The organism is Butyribacter sp., from assembly GCF_056818865.1.
Map to the genome: position 1 here is coordinate 1 of NZ_DBLYGC010000024.1, position 22,537 is coordinate 22,537.

20 protein-coding genes are annotated in these 22,537 nt (G+C 36.5%); 4 read left to right on the top strand and 16 right to left on the bottom strand.

The window, feature by feature from the left end:
• Positions 1-135 precede the first annotated feature (135 nt).
• The 3 genes from ACZLXV_RS10965 to ACZLXV_RS10975 all read right to left on the bottom strand — a co-directional run bounded on the left by ACZLXV_RS10965 (position 136) and on the right by ACZLXV_RS10975 (position 2,522).
• The gene (locus ACZLXV_RS10965; RefSeq protein WP_482383451.1) at positions 136-534 is read right to left on the bottom strand and encodes a hypothetical protein; all 399 of its coding nucleotides are present in this window, start codon (positions 532-534) and stop codon (positions 136-138) included.
• A 206-nt stretch (positions 535-740) separates the two neighbouring features.
• Positions 741-1,691 carry an L-lactate dehydrogenase gene (locus ACZLXV_RS10970; protein ID WP_022223454.1) on the bottom strand — a complete coding sequence of 317 codons (951 nt, stop codon included), beginning with the start codon at positions 1,689-1,691 and terminating at the stop codon, positions 741-743.
• 198 nt (positions 1,692-1,889) lie between these two features.
• Positions 1,890-2,522: an endonuclease III domain-containing protein gene (locus tag ACZLXV_RS10975; RefSeq protein WP_022223453.1), complete on the bottom strand. Its 633-nt coding sequence runs from the start codon at positions 2,520-2,522 to the stop codon at positions 1,890-1,892.
• A gap of 242 nt (positions 2,523-2,764) precedes the next feature.
• Here ACZLXV_RS10975 and ACZLXV_RS10980 point away from each other — a divergent pair, with 242 nt between their 5' ends.
• Positions 2,765-4,111 carry an MATE family efflux transporter gene (locus ACZLXV_RS10980; RefSeq protein ID WP_022223452.1) on the top strand — a complete coding sequence of 449 codons (1,347 nt, stop codon included), beginning with the start codon at positions 2,765-2,767 and terminating at the stop codon, positions 4,109-4,111.
• A 229-nt stretch (positions 4,112-4,340) separates the two neighbouring features.
• The gene (gene bioB / locus ACZLXV_RS10985) at positions 4,341-5,315 is read left to right on the top strand and encodes a biotin synthase BioB (RefSeq protein ID WP_482383452.1); all 975 of its coding nucleotides are present in this window, start codon (positions 4,341-4,343) and stop codon (positions 5,313-5,315) included.
• A 2-nt stretch (positions 5,316-5,317) separates the two neighbouring features.
• On the opposite strand, the gene ACZLXV_RS10990 is transcribed toward bioB, so the two are convergent.
• From ACZLXV_RS10990 to ACZLXV_RS11000, 3 genes are all read right to left on the bottom strand, one after another.
• Positions 5,318-5,530 (bottom strand): hypothetical protein, encoded by a 213-nt coding sequence (locus ACZLXV_RS10990; protein WP_482383453.1) that lies wholly within the window; start codon positions 5,528-5,530, stop codon positions 5,318-5,320.
• Between the two features lie 279 nt (positions 5,531-5,809).
• Complete coding sequence (locus ACZLXV_RS10995) at positions 5,810-6,799, bottom strand: nucleotidyltransferase family protein (RefSeq protein ID WP_482383454.1); 990 nt, start codon at positions 6,797-6,799, stop codon at positions 5,810-5,812.
• Positions 6,800-6,826: 27 nt separating this feature from the next.
• Complete coding sequence (locus tag ACZLXV_RS11000; RefSeq protein WP_482383455.1) at positions 6,827-7,993, bottom strand: class I SAM-dependent methyltransferase; 1,167 nt, start codon at positions 7,991-7,993, stop codon at positions 6,827-6,829.
• Between the two features lie 180 nt (positions 7,994-8,173).
• Between ACZLXV_RS11000 and ACZLXV_RS11005 the strand changes: the two genes are divergently transcribed.
• Positions 8,174-8,998, top strand: coding sequence for a DUF4866 domain-containing protein (locus ACZLXV_RS11005; RefSeq protein WP_482383456.1), 825 nt, complete (start codon positions 8,174-8,176; stop codon positions 8,996-8,998).
• Here the strand turns inward: ACZLXV_RS11005 and ACZLXV_RS11010 are convergent.
• The 5 genes from ACZLXV_RS11010 to ACZLXV_RS11030 all read right to left on the bottom strand — a co-directional run bounded on the left by ACZLXV_RS11010 (position 8,966) and on the right by ACZLXV_RS11030 (position 14,753).
• Complete coding sequence (locus ACZLXV_RS11010; protein WP_022223446.1) at positions 8,966-10,294, bottom strand: threonine/serine exporter family protein; 1,329 nt, start codon at positions 10,292-10,294, stop codon at positions 8,966-8,968. The two genes, ACZLXV_RS11005 and ACZLXV_RS11010, sit on opposite strands and share 33 nt — an antisense overlap.
• Before the next feature lie 55 nt (positions 10,295-10,349).
• Complete coding sequence (locus ACZLXV_RS11015; protein WP_022223445.1) at positions 10,350-11,180, bottom strand: NYN domain-containing protein; 831 nt, start codon at positions 11,178-11,180, stop codon at positions 10,350-10,352.
• A 29-nt stretch (positions 11,181-11,209) separates the two neighbouring features.
• Positions 11,210-12,562 (bottom strand): uracil-xanthine permease family protein, encoded by a 1,353-nt coding sequence (locus ACZLXV_RS11020; RefSeq protein ID WP_022223444.1) that lies wholly within the window; start codon positions 12,560-12,562, stop codon positions 11,210-11,212.
• Positions 12,563-12,592: 30 nt separating this feature from the next.
• Complete coding sequence (locus tag ACZLXV_RS11025) at positions 12,593-13,177, bottom strand: xanthine phosphoribosyltransferase (protein ID WP_022223443.1); 585 nt, start codon at positions 13,175-13,177, stop codon at positions 12,593-12,595.
• A gap of 220 nt (positions 13,178-13,397) precedes the next feature.
• Positions 13,398-14,753 carry a L,D-transpeptidase family protein gene (locus ACZLXV_RS11030; protein ID WP_482383457.1) on the bottom strand — a complete coding sequence of 452 codons (1,356 nt, stop codon included), beginning with the start codon at positions 14,751-14,753 and terminating at the stop codon, positions 13,398-13,400.
• Between the two features lie 300 nt (positions 14,754-15,053).
• Between ACZLXV_RS11030 and ACZLXV_RS11035 the strand changes: the two genes are divergently transcribed.
• A complete protein-coding gene (locus ACZLXV_RS11035) occupies positions 15,054-16,403 on the top strand; it encodes an MATE family efflux transporter (protein ID WP_482383458.1) in 1,350 nt (449 codons plus the stop codon).
• A 44-nt stretch (positions 16,404-16,447) separates the two neighbouring features.
• Here the strand turns inward: ACZLXV_RS11035 and ACZLXV_RS11040 are convergent, their stop codons facing one another.
• From ACZLXV_RS11040 to ACZLXV_RS11060, 5 genes are all read right to left on the bottom strand, one after another.
• Positions 16,448-17,521 carry an FUSC family protein gene (locus ACZLXV_RS11040; RefSeq protein ID WP_482383459.1) on the bottom strand — a complete coding sequence of 358 codons (1,074 nt, stop codon included), beginning with the start codon at positions 17,519-17,521 and terminating at the stop codon, positions 16,448-16,450.
• A gap of 39 nt (positions 17,522-17,560) precedes the next feature.
• Positions 17,561-18,910: a putative ABC transporter permease gene (locus ACZLXV_RS11045; RefSeq protein WP_482383460.1), complete on the bottom strand. Its 1,350-nt coding sequence runs from the start codon at positions 18,908-18,910 to the stop codon at positions 17,561-17,563.
• Positions 18,911-19,143: 233 nt separating this feature from the next.
• A complete protein-coding gene (locus ACZLXV_RS11050; RefSeq protein ID WP_367335486.1) occupies positions 19,144-20,019 on the bottom strand; it encodes a TPM domain-containing protein in 876 nt (291 codons plus the stop codon).
• Between the two features lie 13 nt (positions 20,020-20,032).
• A complete protein-coding gene (locus ACZLXV_RS11055; protein WP_482383461.1) occupies positions 20,033-21,106 on the bottom strand; it encodes a TFIIB-type zinc ribbon-containing protein in 1,074 nt (357 codons plus the stop codon).
• 8 nt (positions 21,107-21,114) lie between these two features.
• Entirely contained in the window at positions 21,115-22,509 is a 1,395-nt protein-coding gene (locus ACZLXV_RS11060) for an SPFH domain-containing protein (RefSeq protein WP_482383462.1), read from the bottom strand.
• Positions 22,510-22,537 lie beyond the last annotated feature (28 nt).

Sequence of the window (22,537 nt, forward strand, 5' to 3'; positions counted from 1 at the left end):
CAACGATTTCAAGCATTGTAGATTCTCGTGTGTTGCACTGATAAACCCTTTTTCTGCCGCCGAAAAGACTTTTTCGTAGACTGGAAGTGGCATTTTTTTATTCTGTGAAAGCACGGCAGCTTCCACAGTAAAGTATCATTTTCTGATTTCTCCTGTACTACCGTCACGGACATCAGAAATTGCTTCCATTTTCGGACTGCATGGTTTGGTAATATCAGAATTATCAATAACAATAACTGCATTTTCCTCGTTTATCTGTTTCTTAACCACCGAGATATAGTTTTTCATAACCGTTTCCTTTTGCTTAAAGGCAGACAAATTTCTTGAAAGTCTGTCAATGGTTTTCTTGAGTGTAATATTTTCGTTTAAAGAGCGGGCAATTTCGCTCAAATGAAGTTTGTTTCCTGCTAAAATACCATAAAGCATCTGTAAAAGAAATTTGCTTTGTGGTTGTTTCAATCCGTTTGAAATTTTTTCTGAGAAATTTGCTAAATTCCGTTTAATTTCATATCCTAATCTGTTATAATTAATCATGCAAAAACACTCCTTTGTTTTATTTGTTTTGTCGTGATTTAATTATAACATTAGTGCAGTGTTTTTGCTTTTTTATTTTGCAGATGATTTAGTTTCTCAAAAAAATGGGGAAACTCAAAATAACATTATATATACTATTGCTGTCTGCGTCTTAGACACAAACAGCAAAATACCATTAATATATGACAGTCACCGACATTTCTTATCTACTCAGCCTGTTCTAAAACTTCCTTAAGTGTTTTTGCAGAGTCTTTAAGCCTTTCTACTTCATCACTGCTCATGCTTATCGGAACCAATGTTTCGACACCATCTTTGCCGACTATTGCCGGCATACTCAGAACGACATCATCAATTCCGTATATACCATGTATCATACTTGATACAGGAAGTATTGATTTTTCATCTCTTACTATAGCTTCACAAATTCTCTTTACAGCCATTCCTATACCATAATAGGTAGCTTTCTTCTTTTCAATTATCTCATATGCACTGTTTTTAACCTGCTCGGCTATTGCACGCATATTTTTATCATGATTTATATGACCTCTCATCTCGCAGAAATCGTCAACTGCAATCCCCGAAACATTTGCACTGCTCCATACTGCAATTTCACTGTCACCATGTTCTCCTACGATAAATGCATGTACGCTCCTACTGTCAACAGAAAGATGTTCTCCAAGACGATATTTAAGTCTTGCACTATCAAGCACTGTTCCTGAACCAATTACTCTGTTCTCAGGAAATCCACTTGCTTTAAGTGCAACATTTGTAAGCACATCCACTGGATTTGATACTATTAGTAAAATTCCCTGACAATTCTGCTTTTTAATCTCTCCTATTATTGATTTCATAATTGCAGTATTCTTTTTTACAAGGTCAAGTCTTGTTTCTCCCGGCTTTTGAGCTGCACCTGCTGTAATAACAATAATTGCCGCATCCGCAATATCACTGTAATCTCCTGCATATATATTCATAGGTTTTGTAAACGGAAGACCATGCTTTATATCAAGTGCTTCTCCCTCGGCTCTCGCCCTGTCCGCATCTATAAGAACCATCTCCGAAAAAAGACTGCTCTGCATCAATGTATACGCAGACGTAGAACCAACAAAACCACAGCCGATTACTGCCACTTTTCTTATATTTACTTCTTTTACCATGATAAACCTCCTGTCATGCACACATATGTATGCATTTGCTGTTTTTATTAGTATTTTCATTAAACGAAAATAAAATACTAAATTTTTATCACCTGCATCATAGTAATACCACATTTTTCCTGTAATTTCCGTAACAAATGTTACTAATGATAAAAAATAACTATTTTGAATAAAAAAACACCGCAAATTTGCTACTTATTAAATCTTTTTCTTGCAAATATCTTCCAACACACATCTTTCACAATGCGGCATTGTCCTTGCCGTACAAATCTCACGACCATGCCATACAAGTCTGTGGCAAAAGTCACTCCCCTCTTCTCCCGGTATTATTTTCCACAATTCCATTTCAACCTTTTTAGGCTCTTTTATTCCGTCAACAAGTCCCATCCTGTTTACAAGGCGTATGCAATGTGTGTCAGTAACTATAGCAGGTTTCTTAAATACATCACCCATTATCAGATTCGCACTCTTTCTTCCAACCCCCGGAAGTTTTAAAAGCTCATTAAAATCATCAGGAACTTTACAATCATAATCGTCACGCAGCATTTTCATACATGCACTTATATCTCTCGCTTTGCTTTTTCCAAGACCACATGGTCTTACTATATCTTCAATATCTGAAACTTCCGCATCCGCAAGTGCTTCTACACTCGAATATTTTTCAAAAAGTCCTTTTACAACCACATTCACTCTAGCATCTGTACATTGTGCGGCAAGCCTTACACTTACCAGCAATTTCCATGCCTCATTATAATCGAGTGTACAGTCCGCATCAGGATACTCTTTTTTTAATCTGTCTATTATCTCTAAAGCACGCTGCTTCTTAGTCATTTGTTTTCCTCCGCTGTTACTGTTTTATATTAGAATATCTCAATTTTAGATAAGTATAATTCATTGAAAAATTACAGTCAACCGCATAATATATATTTAGATTTTCAAAACCAAATCTTGAATCCTGCTAATAATAATGTTAATATACTAATGCCACGGATTGCTTCATTATACTTATATTACATTCAGACAGAGTTTCAAAATTTGAAGCTCTTTTAAATTGCTTTTTAGGAGGTTTTATAATGACAAAAGATATGACTGAAGGGAACATATGGAAACATCTTTTTAGTTTTGCCATCCCACTGCTTCTTGGCAATCTTTTTCAACAGACATATAATATGATAGATACCGCAATTGTCGGACAATATCTCGGAGAAGAAAAACTTGCCAGTGTAGGAGCATCTTCAAGCGTTCAGTTTCTCGTGCTCGGTTTCTGTATGGGAATCTGCTGTGGTTTTGCAATTCCGGTATCCCAACATTTTGGTGCAAAAAATATTCAGAAAATGAAAGAAGCCATTTTTCATGCAGGCTTTCTCTCAATACTTTTCGCAGCGGTTATAACAACCGCCTGTGCTATTCTTTGTCCAAACATATTACATATTCTGTCTACTCCTGAAAATATTTTTGCCGATGCATATTCATATCTTTTCATTATATTTTTAGGAATACCTTTTACAATTTTATATAATCTCTTATCAGGACTGTTAAGAGCTGTCGGTGACAGTAAAACACCATTCCTTTTTCTTGTTTTCTCAAGTATTTTAAATATAATACTTGACCTTACGTTTATCATTGTTTTTAAACTAGGTGTATCAGGTGCGGCACTCGCAACAATAATGTCACAGGGTGTAAGCGGACTTCTCTGCCTTGTATATATAATAAAGAAATTTCCCATTTTGTGTATATCTAAAGAACACTGCCGTATAAAGTCAGATACAACAAAACAGATGATAGTGATGGGTGTTCCGATGGGACTTCAATATTCCATCACCGCTATAGGCAGCATGGTTATGCAGTCTGCAAACAACGGTCTTGGAAGTACATATATCTCCGGATTTACGGCAGGTATGCGTATCAAGCAGTTCCTTATGTGTCCTTTCGATGCGATTGCAACAGCAGCATCTACATTTTGCAGCCAAAACTTCGGTGCCGGAAATCTTAAGCGAATTAAAGAGGGTCTAAAAAAAGGTGTAACGATAGGTGTATGTTATGGGCTTATTTCAGGATGCATACTCATTCTTTTTGGAAGGACATTATCTTTATTGTTTATAAGCCGTAATGCAACAGCAGTTTTGGATGCATCGGGCAAATATCTTGCATGTCTCGGATGTTTCTTCTGGGCACTTGGAATACTAAATGTCTGCCGAATGAGTGTGCAGGGTCTTGGATATGCAGGCAGAGCTGTTTTTTCCGGTGCTGTTGAAATGATTGCGCGTATATTTGTAAGTCTCGTGTTCGTACCGATTTTCAAATTTAATGCAATATGTTTTGCCGACCAGACCGCATGGATTTTTGCCTGCCTGTATATTGTACCAACATGCCTAATATGTCTGGGAAAAATAGAAAAAAATCTTAAATCGGCTGAGTAAAAATATTATTACCGTTTACTGTTTACCATACAGTGTGATAATCAACCTTTTCCAAGCCTGTGTCAACCTTTTATTTTTAAAGGTTGACATTTCTTTTTGCTACCTATATAATAACACTTGTTACTGCTCTGATTTAATACTTTTCAAGCAGTACTCTAACTCACAAAAGAGCAGACTTTCTCTACAGTTTGCTCTATTTATTATTAAGACAAAAGAAAAGAGGCACATTATGGATTTAAAAAAACTTGCTGATGACATAATTAACGGAAAAAGGCTTACAAGAAAAGATGATTTGTCATTTTTTATCGACTGTGAACTTGATGCTCTTTTAGAAGGAGCTGATAAAATACGCGAATATTTCTGTGGCGATAAAGTTGACCTTTGTACGATAATCAACGGACGAAGCGGCAGATGCGGCGAAGATTGCAAATACTGTGCGCAGTCTGCTCACAATCACACAAATTGTGAAGTATATGACTTTCTTCCAAAAGAAAAAATACTCGCTGAGGCTCTTGCAAACGAAAAAGAAGGTGTTGACCGCTTTGCTATCGTTACAGCAGGAAGAAGCCTTTCTGGTGAAGATTTTGAAAAAGCTATAGATGCATATGAAACAATGCACAAAGAATGCAAACTTGATTTATGTGCTTCTCTTGGCTTTCTCACTAAAGAACAGTTCCACAGACTCCATGAAGCTGGCGTTACAAGCTACCATGACAATATAGAAACATCACGAAGGAACTTTCCGAATATATGTACAACTCATACATATGATGAAAAAATTGCAACTATCAAAGCTGCTCAGGAAGAAGGCTTTTGTGTCTGTTCAGGAGGCATAATCGGTATGGGTGAGACTTGGGAAGACAGACTTGATATGGCAGTTTCACTTGCCGAATTAGGTATCATGTCTATTCCTATCAACGCTTTGATGCCAATCCCCGGCACACCGCTTGAAAATCTTGAACAGCTCTCAGAAAATGACATATTAAGAACAATTGCATTCTTCAGATATATAAATCCTGAAGCAAATGTCCGTCTTGCTGCCGGACGTGCACTTATCACAAATGATGGTGAAGCTGCATTCTCTGGTGGAGCAAGTGCAACAATTACAGGAAATATGCTCACAACATCTGGTTCTACCATAGAAAGTGACAAAAAGCTGCTCTCAGGCATGGGAAGAGATGTCACACCTGAATACATGAAATAAAATCATTTTAACTTTATAGACATATAAACTTTTATCAAAATAGTAAAAAATTTAATATCCAAAAAGACAAAAAAGACCGTATACCCTCTACTTAAAAGGTATACGGTCTTTTTATTAACATCACCAAACATTCCCCACCAGCCATTGTCCCAGTGAATATTTATAATGACATACATCTCATCATTTAAACAATACTTGTCAACTTCCTTTGCCACAACTTTCACTTTTGTCTGAATGGTTTTTGATGTATACTTTTTAGCTCCTTTAACCTGATTTTTCTTGTAATCCTGCCCTTAAGTGCAAGTGTTTTGCCCTCCTACACAGTATAAGCGGCACTTTTAAAACTTACCCCTGCCTTTTTCGCCGCTGCAGCGGCCTGTTAATTTTTTATAGTTACTGAAACTAAACCTGTAATCATCATAGCTGTCGCTATAAAAATCGACAGCATCTTTTTAGAACTTCCTTTTCTCATACACTATCTTCTCCTCTCCTTTTTAACTTCTCAGGTCATTTTGAAACCTCGACAAATGCTCATACGGAAGAATCTGTCTTCCTCGATAAAGACCGCAGCCATCATTTATAAGGCTATTATTTACAGCTGCAAACATATTCACATCAAGTTTTGAAAGTTCAAGCTGCTGAAGTTTCATACCTCTTTCATAAGCCTCATCAAAATAAATACATTCACCTTTTGGAATCATGTCCCTTCTTGCTCTTTCATGCTCCTGCTTTTTTTCATATCCCAAATGATTTGCCGGTCCTATCTCTGCATTGTCGTCCATAGTTTTTGTTCTAAGCTGTACTTCCATAAAACAGCGTGCAATGTTATCAAAAAATGTGATGTGAAGTGATTGGTACTCACTGCTTTTGTCATCTGATATATAATCTCTGTAATATGGTCTTACGTCATCGTCAAGCAGTTTTGAATGACTCACTGCCACACCTCTTGCTGGTTCTGCCGTAAAACCTCTTTCCTCCAAAAAACCAAGAAGAATATTTGCTATCTCATACAAAATTTTTATCTCTTGTTCATCCTTATCCTCTCCCTGCTTCAAATGACATTTAGGCATTGAAATAACAATTCTGTACGCTATTATATCCCTAAAACAGCTTAATTTGTTTTTGAGGTCCGAAACAGGCGGAAATTTCCTGTTTTTCATATAATAATCATAAATATACTCAACAATATAACCGTTGAACTTTTCCTCGGCACGAATCAAAGACTTTATACGACCTTTAAATGTAAAGGCAAGATATGGATACTCCTTTGCCATGTACATATAAAAGTCTCTTATCTTCTGTGACTGTACCGTCAAAAATTCATTGTGTTCAAGAAGCTCCAAAATCTGTACAAGAAAATTGCAATGCATCATATCTACTTCATTGCGTGTTTCTTTCGCATCTTTTCTCAAATCTTCAATATACTTCTGTATTATACGAAAAACCGTATCTCCTGAATACAAATAATCATTTAATGTAATCATTTTATCCTCATTTCCACCTTATAAAAATCAGTACCACCTTGTCATTGGTAATTCGTTATTTACATCATTTGTAAATACAATCTGATGCAGGTCTATTATACCATTCATAAAGGTTGCGGCACAAGCACAAAGATAAAGTTCCCACATTCTTGCAAACTTTTCGTCAAACATTTCAACAACTTCTGCTCTGTGCTTTTGAAAATTTTCATTCCAGCAGAGAAGTGTTCTGTTATAATGTCTTCTAAGACTCTCAACATCAACAGTATAAAATCTCTGCTCTCCTGCAATCTGAATAATCTCTCTGAGGCTTGGAATAACTCCGCCCGGGAAGATATATTTTTTAACCCATGCATCTCCAGGATATTCCTTTAATGCACTGATAAAATGCAAAACGAAAATTCCACCCGGTTTTAAAACACTCTTGACGCACTGCATAAATTCCTCATAGTTTCCTCTTCCAACGTGTTCTATCATTCCAACACTTACAACCCTGTCAAATTTTTTATTAAGTTTCGGTAAATCCCTGTAATCAAGCAGTTTTACCTCAAGTCTTTCTGAAAGTCCCTCATCTTTGATACGCTGTTCAAATTTTGCCTTCTGTTCTTTGCTAAGTGTTATTCCAACGCCTTTTATCTTGTATTTCTTTGCAGCCTCTATAAGAAGAAATCCCCATCCGCATCCTATATCGCACAATGTCATATTCTCTGAAAGATTAAGTTTTTCCAATATTCTGTCAACTTTATTGCACTGTGCCTGATACAAGGTATCATTATCATTTTTAAAATATCCACATGAATAACTTAATGTTTCATCAAGCCACATTTTATAAAAATCATTACCTATATCATAATGTGAGGAAACTTCCTTTTTCTGATTTGCCTTTGATTTTGATGTAAATATAATATTTTTCAGCTTTTTCTTATCTGTAGAGAATTTCCCCATCTGTCCCAAAAACATATTGAGAGCCGTATATAAATCGCCTTCAATCTCTATATCGCCATTCATATACGCCTCTCCTAATGTAATTGATGTACTTGTAAGCATATCCGTCATTTTGGGTACCTTGTTTATCTTTACGGTAAACACAGGTTCACCATCTCCAATCATATGCTCCCCATCTTCCAAAATAATCCTGAAAGGGTTCGCATCAAACTTCTCCATAAATTTAATAAATTCATTTTCTACAAGCTTCATAACTTTTTCCTCCTATTGATTATTTCAAAAAAAAATTCTATCACTACAAAATTTGAATTTCAAGTCTTTTCACATATATACCATATACATATTCGTTATATAATATATACTTTTTACATATATCCTATACTCAATTATACTTAATATAGATATATTTTATTTTTAAAGGAGGCTGTTACTATGTCAAAAAAAATAAACACTATTAAAAAAATTCCAAAAGAAGAAGCCGTTGAACAGATTTTTGAAAAAATTTTATCATCTCCAATCGCCTGTGAAAAATTAAGTGATGTTTTTTATGAACATATATCTATGGATAATCTTACGATTGATGAAAATTCACAGAGGTTTACAAACATACTTTTCTCTTCATATAAAACAGGTGACATTAGCGGTCTGCTGCTTGAATTATGCCAAAGAAGCATGCTTGATCTGCTCCGTGAAGCCTACCTCATCCCAAAAAGATTTCACGGAAAAGCCGGAAAAAATCCTGCATTACTCACAGATGCTGATGGTATGCTCTTAAAAAACATAAAATCAGATATTTCACATCATGAATTTTCAAAATTTCAGGAAATCCAAAAGCAGCACATCCTTGCCCCACGTTCAAAACTTTTTCTTGCGGATGGCTATGATATTGAAAGAACTTATACTGATAATATGGAAATTGACGAAAAACTTGCCAATGGCAAAAGAGGCATTCTTATATTATATGCTCTTCCTGACACAGCTGCATTGGGTCTTAAAGAAGCAGAAGCATATGCAATCATATGGGATACTTTTCAGGAAATTCAAAAGTGTGCCCCTACCGCTATGGTCTACTACGGACAGGAAACAGGACTTAAAAATGAGCAAAAATATGATGAATTGGGTGTTTTGCTTCCAATTCATCAATTTAAAAACCATATGCTGCATCATCTTGAATGTATTGACGGAATTGTACTTTCATGTCGTGAAAATATGTTTAAAAATTCATCATGTACAATACCTGAAGGTTTTATCAGTTAATATTCTAGCAAATATAAGTCCAAGCGGCAATGCAAGTATAATTAGCATGGCTGATGCAAACCATGATGCCGATGTTACAAGCGACATTATTCCAAGATTATAAACCGCACGATACAAATAAAGTCCCGGTACCATTATAACAATAGACGGTACTGTTATGGATATTCTCGGATATCCAACTCTATTCTTTAAAGCAGATGCCAGAATTCCGGCACAAAATGCTCCGATAAACGCTGCAGCTGCCGGAGGCATACATGCCAAATCAACAAGTTCAAGACGAAGTGTATTTGATATTGCTCCAATAACAGCCGCTGCTGCTGCAAGCACAACCGGACTGTTAAACATTATTGAAAATCCAAAGACACCGCAAAAACTCATTATCAATCTAAGGAAAAGATGCAATCCCACAGACATTTTGAGCACTGGAAAATCAATCGGTTTAAGATTTAGCAGCAATGCCATTATCCATGCCGTAATCGTAGCAACAATAATTATAACCAGTGCATATACAAGTCTTTCAATTCCCGACCTCATATCAAGCTTTGCCAAATCAATTCCACTTGTAATAAACGGAAATCCCGGAATTATAAAAAGCATGGAACAGATATATCCAGCCTGATGCTGAAGTGAAATATTAAAAATCTCTTCTGCCACTCTCAACATTCCCGTATAAACAAGGCATGCTGCTGCCACAGATGAAACAATACAAAGGAATAAAGTAAAATGATGTTTTGCGAGTTTGCATCTTAAAAAATTGCCAACACCTGCTCCCAAAAAAGCTAAAAGCATTTCAACAGGTCCGCCGCCAAGTAAAAATGTAAAAGCACTGCATGCCAATGCCGCAGCAAATCCAAGTGCAACAGGCGAATAAAGTCCATGAAGCTTCTCTATTTCATCAAGATGTGCATGAAGTTCTTCACCTGTCATATTCTCACCTTTTTTTTCAAAATCAATTACAAAATGCTCAAGTCTGTTCAATTTTGAAGTATTTACCCCTGTATTTGTAAGACATAATGACTGTGAAAAACAGTCATGACCATCAAAACAGGTATAATCAATCGACATAAGTCCAATATTGACTGTACATGTTATCCCAAGTTTCGTAGCTATTGTATTCATAGAACTTCTGACACGCCATGCACCGGTTCCGCACGAAAGCAGCATAAGACCTGTTCTTCCTATTACAGACGCTTTTTCTGTAAGACTTGCATTTACAATAGGTGTTTTTCCCATACTGCCTGCATAATCATGCCAATATATCTCCATATGATTTGATGGAATACTTTCTTTTGACATAAACTCACTTCCTCTTTTATGTAATTATTTCTTCACAACTTCTCAAAAATGTGCACTATTTCTTTTCATCAAGACTTATATAAACAACTTTATGTACACCGTCAGGTGCATTCTCTGATTCTACCCTGAATCCGTCAATTTTCCGCATCATCTGTGTCATATTGCTAAATTTATAATTTCTTGCATCAAATCCTGAAAATCTTTTCTTAAGTACATTGCCGAGTGTCGCAAGATTTACTCTCTCACTGTCCAATGTTTCAATGTAAGAGGATATATATGAAGAAATTTCCGACAACTCAGGAATGCTTATCTCACTCTCATCAATTTCTTCTTCGTCCTCATCATCCAAAAATTCCTCTTCATAAAGTTCTTTTTCTAATATATTTTTATTTGGCTTTTTATCGTTCTTTGCATCTTCAACATTACTTTCATCAGGCTTTGAAGTTTCCTCTTCCGTCTGATAAATAAGATTCAGTATCTTAAATTCATCACAAGCCTTTGCAAGAGCTTCTTTAGTCTTTGACTCACCCATCCCGATAACTATCTTTCCGGATTCTTTAAGCCTGTATACAAGTTTTGTAAAATCACTGTCACTTGATGCAATGCAAAATATATCAATACTGTCCGAATGAAGCAAATCCATAACATCTATAGTCAGAGCCTGATCTGCTATACTTTTGCCGCTTGCATAGGAAATCTGCAAAACAGGCATTATTCCCTGTTTTGGCATAACCGGATACCATCTTTTTGTATTTGGAGAATTAACGGAACCATACAGTCGGAAAACTTTTATATTTCCATACTGTAATGCCTCCTGCTTTATACTCTCTGCATATTTTGCAGAAATGTTATCTCCGTCTATCAATACTGCAACCTGTTTTTCCATAACTTTCCCTCACCCTCTTGTTATTCAAATTATTCTCCCGGTCTTGTAACTTCCATGTCTTTTGGCAAAACCAGATTTAATATTATCGAAACAATAAACACTACAGCCACACAATTCTGTGCAAAAACAGTCTGCACTATCTGTGGGAAAATTTTAAATAAATCTTCACACTGTGTAAATCCAAGTCCGACACTAAGCGACAATGCAGCGATAACAATATTTCTCTGTGAAAATCCACATTTGCTTATCATCTGCAGACCGCTCACAACAATAGTTCCAAACATCATTATCGTACAACCTCCAAGTACAGCTTCAGGAAGTGTTGAAAGAATGGCACCGAAAGCTGGGAATATACCTGCAATTATCATTATCACTGCTCCTGTTGCAATGGTAAATCTGTTTACAACTTTTGTCATAGCAACAAGTCCTACATTCTGACTGAACGATGTAATCGGAAGACAGCCAAACACTGATGAAAGTGCACTTACAAATCCATCACATGCAATAGAACCTGATGTCTCTTTTTCAGTTGCATATCTGTCAAGTCCCGAAGAAGCAAGCGCCGAGGTATCTCCTATAGTTTCCGTTGCCGAAACTAAGAATATCAGCACTACCGATACTATGGCATCGGCTCTGAATTCCATTTTAAACGGCATAAGGTGTGGTATTGCTATAATCCTCATATCACTTAATGAAGAGAAATCAACAACTCCCATTATTAATGCCACTATATATCCAACAATCAGACCAAAAAGAACTGACAACTGTCTGTAATACGATTTTGCAAAAATATGAAAAAGTATACAGCATAAAAGTGTTATCGTTCCAAGAATCCAATTCTGTGCTGAACCAAAATCTTCACTGCCGCTTCCTCCTCCAAATGAAGTCGCACCAACCGAAAGCAGAGAAAAACCTATCGCCGTAACAACACTTGCCGAAACTATCGGTGATATTATCTTAAGCCAGTATTTTGCAAACAGTCCCAGAGTTCCCTCTATAATACCGCCGACAAGCACTGCACCCATTATCGTTCCATAACCGTACTTTGCACCAATGAAACACAAAACCGATACAAATGTAAAACTGATTCCCATAACTATAGGAAGTCCTGAACCGATTTTTCTGAAAATCGGAAACAACTGAATAAGCGTTCCTATTCCGGCAATCAGCATTGCACTCTGAATAAGTGACGCTATATTTTTGTCACTGATACCACTTGCCCCGCCGACTATGAGAATAGGAGCAATATTTGCAACAAACATTGCAAGAATATGCTGTAAACCAAACGGAACAGCCTTTAATACCGGAACAGTTCCATCCAGTTTGTAAATATTATCAATTGAAGCCTCATTTTTATTTTTATCTGATATCTTATCGTTCATCTCATTTTTTCTCTATTTTATTTTTCTGTTTTAAGCCTGCTCACGAAAAACAACTGAACCGTCAGATGCATCCATGCTTTCAACAATTGCAAGTGATTCAAGCTGAAAACCCAGGTTTCTTATTATCTTTCCACCCTGCTGGAAACCTTTTTCAATAGCAATTCCGATTCCCTCTACTGTTCCGCCTGCCTGTGAAACAATAGAAATAAGTCCCTGTAATGCACATCCATTTGCAAGAAAGTCATCTATAATAAGAATGTGATCATCAGTATTTAAAAATTTCTTTGACACAAGAACCTGATTTTTACATTTGTGAGTAAATGACTCAACTTCCGCATTATAAACTTCTCCGTCAATGTTAACACTTTTTGACTTCTTTGCAAATACAACAGGAACATCAAAACATTCTGCCACGATACAGGCAATTCCAATGCCAGAGGCCTCCACAGTAAGGATCTTATTTATCGGCTTATCTGCAAAACGCTTCTTAAACTCCTCACCCATCTGTTTAAAAAGTTTAACATCCATCTGATGATTCAAAAAACTGTCAACTTTTAAAATATTTCCTTCCTTTACAACGCCTTCTTTTACTATTTTTTCTTCAAGAAAATTCATAGTTTCAATTCCTTTCTTTGTTGTTCCATAAAAATAAAAAAGCTTTGCCATTCACATTTTAAATGTGAACAATCGACAAAAAAGCAGCAGTAATAATACTGCCACTTTTTAGTCTATCACAGATTTTAATTCTCAACAACAATATTTTGTTAATGAATTATTTTTATATTTTGCTGTGTTTAACACTGAAATTGAAATAAACTATTTACATTATCACCATCTATGAAATAGCTCCGCCTGAAGCAGTCCCGGCTTTTTTAACAATATAAATTGTATATTTAGCCTGATTTCCCGCCTCATCCTTCACTGTATAAACAACTTCATATCTGCCTTCAATATCTGTAGACTTTATCTTGATATTTACATCAGAAACTTTAAGCTTAGTATAATTGTCACTTACACCACTTATAAATCCACCGCAGTAATCGTCATTTATAACTGCATCAGCTTCTGCCTCATACTGTGCACCGTTCTTGATTCCTAAGATTACAGGTACTTTTTTATCAATATAAACTTTTGCTGTTTTCTTAGCTTCATAGCTTTCTCTCTTTGCAATATAAGTCACTCTGTATACATTCTTCTTAAGTTTCTTAAATGTAACTTTTACATATTTTGCATCAAGTTTTATGCCTTTTTGTGTAATAACTACATTTTTAAGAACGGTCTTCTTTGTCATTTGGCTCTTTGATTTAATGTATATATTCTTAACCTTTGAAATCTTTGGTGTAGCTCTCTTTGCCTTAACCTTGATTTTCACTGTTTTAGAAACGGCTTTTCCTGCCTCATCCGTAATTGAATATGTAACCTTGTAAACTCCCGGATTTGATGTGTTTACTTTCCTTACAATTTTACCATTTAATTTTATGCTTGTACTAAGCAGATATGTTGAATCTTTTCCAACAGTGTTTACTGCCTTAATACCTTTTTTTACCTTATACTTTGAACCGTAAGCCACTGTTTTTGACTTTGCACCCTTTATAGAAGGCTTCTTGCTGTTCCAAGGGTTTCCGCTGCTCCAAACGTCTGACGGATCCCAACCTGTACTTCCGCTTATTTTTACGGCCTTAGGCTTTCCAAGAGGACCCGGATTTGATGAATTATATATAATAACACTGCTGCCTGACGGAACATTGTCATAAATCCACTTTGCATCGGCTACCATAAGTCTCACACATCCGTGTGAAGCAGTCGTTCCAAGTTTATTGTACTCTTTAACTGCCAAAGAAGATGGTGTTCGTCTGTAATACCAAACTGAATGGAACAAAAAGCCTCTTGTAATTCTTGTACAATACTGTCCGTAACATGGTCCGTTTAATGTGTGCCAGCGCATCTTCTCTCCGAGCGGAAATGTTCCTATAGGAGTGGCATTTCCGGCTGAACAAACCATTGCCTTGACAGGTTTGAGTTTTCCGGAAGATTTTTTTTCGTAAATTGTCACACAATTCATCTGCTTATTAATCTTAATGACATATTTTTTTGATGCTGCATCAGCATTTGTACTTTCCTGAAAAGAAAAACCAATGTTGAAAGCAAGCATTAATGTAAGTAAAAAACTAAAGACTCTTTTTTTCTTCATTACTTATTCCTCATTTCTTTCTTAAATATATTCTGTCTTTTTAAAGACACTTTCTCATTATATCAAAAAAAATATACATATACCAGTTTATCATTGACATTTCGTCAAATAACTTGTATAAATTTCCATCTGCTGCGTTGTCATCAAAGCAGCTACAGCGAAAATAATTCGTAAAAAATGTACTTTATTTTTGAAATAAACTGTGCTAGAATATAAAATCGTTGCAAAAAATTATATATGATGCAAGGCTCAAAAAACCTTTTGAAACAAACATCATTATATAGGAAGAGAGGAGATAAAATGAGTAGATTAAAATTAGGCGGTTCAAAAGACCTCACAACCGGTAATCCAATGAAACTTATACTTAATTTCGGCGTTCCTCTTCTGTTTGGAATGCTGTTTCAGCAGTTTTATAATATGGTCGATTCTATAATAGTAGGTAAACAGCTCGGTGTTGATGCTCTTGCAGCTGTCGGCTCGACAGGTTCAATAAATTTTATGGTACTTGGATTCTGTATAGGAATATGTAACGGTTTTGCCATTCCTATAGCTCAGGCTTTTGGTGCAAAAGATACCAATCGTCTGAAAAGTTATATTGCTAACTGCGTATGGTGTTCACTTTTGTTTGCAGTAGTTCTTACTATTATAATAGGTATTCTGACAAAAGATATTCTCACTGTCATGAGAACTCCGTCAAATATCTTTGATGATGCTTACATATATATATTTATTATTTTTATGGGTATTCCTGCTACCATACTCTACAATATGGTGTCAGGTATTCTCCGTTCACTCGGTGACAGTTTTACACCTGTAGTTTTTTTGATTTTTTCCTCTATATTAAATATTGTTCTTGACCTCATTCTCGTAAAGAGAATGGGTGTAAGCGGTGCAGCAATTGCCACAGTCAGTGCACAGGCTGTTTCAGGAATAATATGCCTTTTCTATACAGTCAGGAAATACAAACATCTTGACTTTAGTAAAAACGACTGGAAGATTTCACCAAAACATATACTTCAGCTCTGCAAAATGGGTATTCCTATGGGGCTTCAATATTCAATAACTGCAATTGGAAGTGTTATATTACAGACTGCCGTAAACAACATGGGTTCAACTATAGTTGCCGCAGTTACGGCAGGAAGCAGAGTCAGTATGTTCGTATGCTGTCCTTATGATGCAATGGGTTCAACCATGGCTACATACGGAGGACAAAATAAAGGTGCTGCTAAGTATGACCGCATTGACGAGGGACTCAAAGCCTGCATAAAACTTGGTATTATCTACTCGCTTACGATACTTGTTTTTATGATTTTCTTCAGCAGGTATCTTGCTCTGCTCTTTGTAAGTAGTAAAGAAACTGCTCTTATAAATAAAATTTCAATGTTCCTGATAGGAAATGCTCTATTTTATGTGCCGCTTGCCCTTGTAAATATAGTTCGTTTTATGATTCAGGGAATTGGTTTTCCGGGATTTGCAATACTCGCAGGAGTTTGTGAAATGATAGCACGTTCCATTGCAGGTTTTGTACTTGTACCGATATTCGGATATATCTTTGTTGTACTTGCAAGTCCCCTTGCCTGGATTTGTGCAGATATGTTTCTGCTTCCTGCCTACAGATATGTAATGAAAAAAAGCCGGGGGAATGTATAAACATCCCCCGTAAAATTCTGATATTCTCTTGTCCGCAATAAAAATTATATTCCACCTGCATCTTCACTTACATTTTTTCTATTGTCAGTAATCTGTGCAAACCAGCCAAATAATTTTGTACATAATATTGTATATGCCGATCCCAATACATTTGCTCCTATCCTAAGCATTACTGCCATCGGCATTCCAAAAATACCTGATGCAATAGACAAGGCACCAAATGTATTAAAGACAGTCTGCCATGCATATCCTGCTGAATAGCCAACACCTATTCCTCCTATCATTCCGATATACGGATACATCGACTTTGGAAGGACAAAATAAAGTCCCATAAATATCAAACATCCTACAACATTAAAGATTCCCCTGTCAGGAGCTCTCTTTATGCCATCGCTTTGGAATGGAAGACATACCGACATACATGCGATTCCTGCCCACATAGCTCTAGGAATCCCTAGAAGTGACATAATAAGCATCGCACTTGATACAATCACAGAAAGTCTTACATACCATCTGCTTCTTGCTGAGTGAATATTAAATTCTTTGAATAAATCAATAAATTTTCTTTGATATGGACGATTTCTCTGATTTTTATAAAAGATAAACATACATAAAACCATTCCAAAAAATAAACCTGCTACACGAAGTACGTATGTACGACCGGTCACATCATATCCCTGCAGCAAAAGATACCCCAATACAAATGTAGAGTGATTATACATTATAACATTGTGACATCCTAAAATCATCAGCAATAATATGCAGATTACATTTACCACAAATGCCGGTATCGGTGCAAGGGTATTTGTAAATCTTGGTCCCGCCATAAGAATCAAAAATATACCTGCTATTGAGATAAGACCATGTGTCGTTTTTATTCCAAAATCTGCCTGTCTCAGCACAAGCACTGCAAGAAGTACAGTAACACCTACAACACTATTATCACTTCCTGTAATTTTTGTAAACAGAGTTACCACTGCAACACAAAATACCATAACAAGATATACCTTAAAATTGTATATCAATATATGTCTCAACTTTTCTTTTTTATCCTGTGTGGATTTTATAAGCTGCTTTGAACCAACCGAACTCAACTGTAATTCCTGATAAAATGTCATAATAACCTCCATTTCTGCAATTTTTTTTGCATGTTAAATTTATTTCTGTTTTGCATTTGGATAAATTTTCTTCATCTTTGCATCATCATAATGTTTATCCATCCATTTCTGCCACGATTTTAAATTTTTATCTAAGACCTTCACATTGCTGCTCTCTGTCTGTTCTGACTGCATCACTTTGTTTTCCTTACTTCTTTCATCATATCTTACAAGTGCCATGCACGACACAAATATATTGCAAACCATAAACACAAGCAGACACCATGTAACTGCCTTTCCAAACTTGACCGGTATCTTTTCTATAACCATTTCAATTTTTGGAAAAAACTTTTTAAACCATATCACGGCTGCTATCCCCCAGAAAAAACAATATAACAGATTTATTCTGCCGCCAAGATTAAACGGAATCCCACTGTAATCCCAAAAAACTTTTCCGAATACAATCTCCGTAAAAACACTGCACAGATATTCATAAGCACCGCCAAGAAGTGTCCCTGTCAAAAATAAAAAACTCTCACTTCTGTCTTTATATTTGTATAGAAACAATGTAACCAATGCAAGCGCAAGTCCCCAGACAATACTGAACGGTCCCCACACTACACTGCTCCTGCTCATCCATATTCCCGCCGTAACTCTGCAAAATATCGTCTCCGTAACATCTCCTAAAAACGCCCCAACTATAAATAGCAGTACAATTTTATAGAAACAACATCCACCGGCAAATACACCATCATCGCCTTTTTTTGTTTCCTCAGTCTTTACGGCTTTTGGATATGCTTTTCTTATTCTTCTTTCTATTAAATTGTTTATCTTCCTTTGCAGACCAATACTTACTCTGTCAATTCCTGCATCTGCCGCCGCCCATTTTTCCGGATTTCTGCTCTTTCCACTCAAAAGCACAACTGACGCAAAAATATCGATAAACATTACCACTATCAAAGCTAACAGCAATACTTTCATAAAAATGTGTGGTAATATTTTTAACAGAAAAATTATAAACCTGTTTCCAAAACGAACCGCTATATAGCCAAGCAATCCCCAAAAAGCTGATGCTGAGACGCATATATACCCGTCAAGATTTCTCTTTCGCTTTGAATAATCCCACCATCTTTCATGAAATACCTTTTCTATCAGATGACCGCTTATCCACTCTGCTACAGTCGCATAAACCGCTGCGAACAAAAGCAGCCATATACCACTCAGCTCCTGCAAACCTACAGACATAAGCACCACGGTAATTCCATATATGACACAAAACGGTCCATTCACAAGTCCTCTGTTTGCAAACTTACGCTGTTTTAAAGTTGTTGCCGCTGTTTCTAATACCCATCCCAGAAATGAGTAAACAAAGAAAATCCACAACAATTCATACCCCGTAAAATATTTCATTACTTTTCCTCCATTTAATTCACTATGTAAGCAGCAAGAAACTATATACCAAATTTCAAAAAATGTCAAATCAAATTGTAAAAATATTCATTATGAATGTAGGAGATGAAAGGCTGAACTGTTATTTATGCATTTTAACGCAAAAATTGATATAAACTTTCCGTCTGTCGAAAAGTCTATACCAATCTCTGCTTTAAATAATATTGTGGTCAAAGAGTTCTTGGCTCCCTGCTTTAAAAACTTCCGCCGCCACCTCCATGTGTACTTCCACTACTGCTCGTATGCGTCGTACTTCCTCCCGAAGAAACCCCGTCATCTTTTGGCTTTGCTGTTTTTGTTACACTTGAATACATAAAAATGTCTTTTTCACTTGTAAGTCTAAACGAATCTTTTTTTATGTACTCTGTCGCCGTTTTCTTAGGTTTAGCCGTATTCATCCTGAATCTCATTATTGCAACACTGATACCTGCTATGACAAGCGCTATAACAAAAGCTATAATTTCCAATATAACATAATCTGCTTTTTCCATATAAGGATTGTCAGTATCATACGGCTTACCGTCTTTGTAGGCATGCACAAAGTCGATAGACATATCCAGAAATTTATCAGATGCATCAAAATACTCTCCATCGGATAAATATGGTTTAATCTCATCTTTTATGCACTCTATGCCATAATCTGTAAAAGCTTTAATTGCCGCACCTGTTGTAGAAATATGATATTTTCTGTCACCCTTACTTACAAGAAAAAGCACACCGCTCTTTTCACTGTCTATTCCGTAACCGTTATAATCATAATAGTCATCCGCATAATCCTGTGCACTTTTTCCATCCAATGATTTAACTGTTAAAATAACAACATCAAACTTTTCTTTCTGAATCTCTTTTATTTTTTCACTTAGTTTTTTCTCATCAGATGCACTTATAAGACCTGCCTCATCTATCACATAGCTTTTCTCAGCTGCACTGCTTATTGAAAAATCAACTAAAAATACCATAATGCAGACAGACACAACAAGAAACATAAACTTCTTCAATGAAGATAATTTTAAGTTTAAATTTCTCTTCAACGCTGTGCTAATAACGCTCTCTCTAAATTTATTTTCCATGCTTTATCCCCTCCTATATCCAGACAAATATCTGTAACACGGCAAATACAGCCGCTGTTATTCCAAAAAGATACTTAAAGGCTTTGCTCTTATCTATAGGAAGTTCTCCGACAATTTTTCCTGTCTGGCCATTCATGGCAAATGTGTATATCTTATCTTTGTATTTCTTGCTGAGCAGCCATACCGGTAACATGGTATATTCTGCTTTTCCGTTTTTTACATTTATCCTGCTGCTTTCAGCGAAAACCGACTCATATCCATGAACGGTATCACGAAACCTGTCTTCTGTACTCCTTTTCACGCGTTCATTCGCTCTTGGTGCACTCGCATCAAGAGAAACATCATATTTATCGGCATAATAACCTGAAAGATATTTTTCTGAAAACTCCACAAGCTGTTTATAATTAAACGGCTCTATCGAATCCATATATGCATCATCCATCTTACTTGAAGCATCGACAGGTATTTTTTCAAACGACAGTTTTCCCTTTCTTTTTAACATATAATGGTCAGTTTTCGTATAATCATAATTTGAATCACTCCAAAAATGTGTCCTGTTCGCTTTATATGTAATATCTGCATCGGCATCACAGTCAAAAAGCCAAAATGGGACATACACCCCCTTTATGCTGTCAATATGCTTTTTATTAGAAAATTCTTTTGGCAGCAAACTCTTTCCCTTATAAAATTCTTTTAATCTTTCTTTAGCAGTTTTCTTATCCATTTTAAATGGAATAATATATTTTGGTCTGTTTACTCCTGAAATATTTTCGGTAAGAATTGTCGGACTGCCACAATATACACACTCTGTAGCAACTGAATTTTCGTCACCGATAATCTCTCCGCCACATGACTGGCATATATGAACCTTCATGCCATTCAGTTGAATTTCTTCCTGCTCCTGTTCTTCCTCATTCCACGCTGCATTTACTTCCTGAACTTTTTTATTTTCTTCCTCAAGAATTTCTTTTAACTGTGCTTCTGTGAAAGTATTGTCGCAATACTCGCAAACAAGCTCCTGTTCTTTGCTTCCCCACACAAGAGCAGCACCGCAGCAAGGGCATTTATAAGCTATTGTATCATCCATAATTAACCTCATTTCTGAATATCATTGTCATCAAAAGGATCTCCGCACTCAGGACAAAATTTCGGCGGGTTTTTAGGATCCTCAGGCTCCCATCCACATTTATCACATTTGTAAAGAGGTGCTTCTGCCGGTTTCTTTGCACCACATTCCATGCAGAATTTTCCTTTGTTTACCGTGCCACAGCTGCAAACCCAGCCCTGTACAGGCTGAGGCTTAGGTTTACCACACTCAACACAGAATTTTCCTGTATTTGATATTCCACATTCACATACCCAGCCATTTGAAACTTCATTTGAAACTGCCGCATTATTCTGCCCCGGCTGCCCTGCCTGTGCTACAGACCTCTGTTCCTGTGCTGCCAGCTGCTGTGCCTCATTTTGCTGCTGCATTCTCTGCTGCTGTCCCATCGCAAAAAGGCTCTGTGCATCTGTTCCCATTGAATTTTGAACCATTCCCATTCCCATAAATCCTGCCATCGCTCCGTTAGGATTAGAAGCCGCCGCTTTCATGGCTTCGCCCTGCGCACCTACAAGCGTTGCCGCCGTCATATTCGGATTTTGTAAAACAGCTGTCTTTTGAAGCTGCTTAATCATTTCCTCATCCTCTTTTGATGCGGTAACAGAATTTATGCCAAAAGAAGCTATCTCAATACCTCTAAGGTCTGCCCATTTCTTTGAAAGAACAGCATTCAATGCATCTGCTATTTCCATTGTATGGCCTGGGAGTGCACTGTAACGTATACCCATATCTGATATTTTTGCGAATGCCGGCTGAAGTGCCGTGAGAAGCTCTGTTTTAAGCATACTGTCAATTTCGCTTCTCTCATATTCTTCCTCAACATTGCCACATACATTTGTATAGAACAATATAGGATTTACTATCTTATATGAATACTCACCATTGCATCTGATTGAAATATCAACATCAAGACCTATATTATTGTCTACAACCCTGAAAGGCACCGGATTAGGTGTTCCGTATTTATTTCCAATTATTTCTTTAGTATTAAAATAATATATCCGCTGGTCTTTTGCCGTATCACCGCCAAATGTAAAACGCTTTCCTATTGTGGCAAAAACCTCTTTTATTGATTTGCTGAGTTTTCCCTCAAATATAGACGGTTCTGTAGAAGTATCATACACAAACTCTCCGGGTTCCGAGCAAAGCTCAACTACCTTGCCCTGCTCAACGATTATCATGCATTGACCTTCATTTACTGCGACAACTGAACCATTTGTAATAATATTGTCGCTTCCTTTTGTGTTGCTGCTTCTTCCTGAAACTCTTTTTTGTCCCTTGCACACAAGTACATCTGCATCCATAGCTTCACAATAAAAATATTCTTTCCACTGGTCTGCCAAAGTTCCCCCGACAGCACCCCCCATTGCTCTGATAAGTCCCATAATTTTCTCCTTTCATCTTTCATAAAAT

What these genes read in the sequence shown, in the direction of transcription:
- bioB (WP_482383452.1), top strand. Translation starts at nt 4,341, where the DNA reads ATGGATTTAAAAAAACTTGCTGATGACATAATTAACGGAAAAAGGCTT.
- ACZLXV_RS11045 (WP_482383460.1), bottom strand. Translation starts at nt 18,910, where the DNA reads ATGAAATATTTTACGGGGTATGAATTGTTGTGGATTTTCTTTGTTTAC.
- ACZLXV_RS11015 (WP_022223445.1), bottom strand. Translation starts at nt 11,180, where the DNA reads ATGGAAAAACAGGTTGCAGTATTGATAGACGGAGATAACATTTCTGCA.
- ACZLXV_RS11025 (WP_022223443.1), bottom strand. Translation starts at nt 13,177, where the DNA reads ATGAATTTTCTTGAAGAAAAAATAGTAAAAGAAGGCGTTGTAAAGGAA.
- ACZLXV_RS11020 (WP_022223444.1), bottom strand. Translation starts at nt 12,562, where the DNA reads ATGAACGATAAGATATCAGATAAAAATAAAAATGAGGCTTCAATTGAT.
- ACZLXV_RS10965 (WP_482383451.1), bottom strand. Translation starts at nt 534, where the DNA reads ATGATTAATTATAACAGATTAGGATATGAAATTAAACGGAATTTAGCA.
- ACZLXV_RS10970 (WP_022223454.1), bottom strand. Translation starts at nt 1,691, where the DNA reads ATGGTAAAAGAAGTAAATATAAGAAAAGTGGCAGTAATCGGCTGTGGT.
- ACZLXV_RS11055 (WP_482383461.1), bottom strand. Translation starts at nt 21,106, where the DNA reads ATGGATGATACAATAGCTTATAAATGCCCTTGCTGCGGTGCTGCTCTT.
- ACZLXV_RS11050 (WP_367335486.1), bottom strand. Translation starts at nt 20,019, where the DNA reads ATGGAAAATAAATTTAGAGAGAGCGTTATTAGCACAGCGTTGAAGAGA.
- ACZLXV_RS10975 (WP_022223453.1), bottom strand. Translation starts at nt 2,522, where the DNA reads ATGACTAAGAAGCAGCGTGCTTTAGAGATAATAGACAGATTAAAAAAA.
- ACZLXV_RS11010 (WP_022223446.1), bottom strand. Translation starts at nt 10,294, where the DNA reads ATGTCAAAAGAAAGTATTCCATCAAATCATATGGAGATATATTGGCAT.
- ACZLXV_RS11005 (WP_482383456.1), top strand. Translation starts at nt 8,174, where the DNA reads ATGTCAAAAAAAATAAACACTATTAAAAAAATTCCAAAAGAAGAAGCC.
- ACZLXV_RS11000 (WP_482383455.1), bottom strand. Translation starts at nt 7,993, where the DNA reads ATGAAGCTTGTAGAAAATGAATTTATTAAATTTATGGAGAAGTTTGAT.
- ACZLXV_RS11035 (WP_482383458.1), top strand. Translation starts at nt 15,054, where the DNA reads ATGAGTAGATTAAAATTAGGCGGTTCAAAAGACCTCACAACCGGTAAT.
- ACZLXV_RS11040 (WP_482383459.1), bottom strand. Translation starts at nt 17,521, where the DNA reads ATGACATTTTATCAGGAATTACAGTTGAGTTCGGTTGGTTCAAAGCAG.
- ACZLXV_RS10995 (WP_482383454.1), bottom strand. Translation starts at nt 6,799, where the DNA reads ATGATTACATTAAATGATTATTTGTATTCAGGAGATACGGTTTTTCGT.
- ACZLXV_RS10980 (WP_022223452.1), top strand. Translation starts at nt 2,765, where the DNA reads ATGACAAAAGATATGACTGAAGGGAACATATGGAAACATCTTTTTAGT.
- ACZLXV_RS11060 (WP_482383462.1), bottom strand. Translation starts at nt 22,509, where the DNA reads ATGGGACTTATCAGAGCAATGGGGGGTGCTGTCGGGGGAACTTTGGCA.
- ACZLXV_RS11030 (WP_482383457.1), bottom strand. Translation starts at nt 14,753, where the DNA reads ATGAAGAAAAAAAGAGTCTTTAGTTTTTTACTTACATTAATGCTTGCT.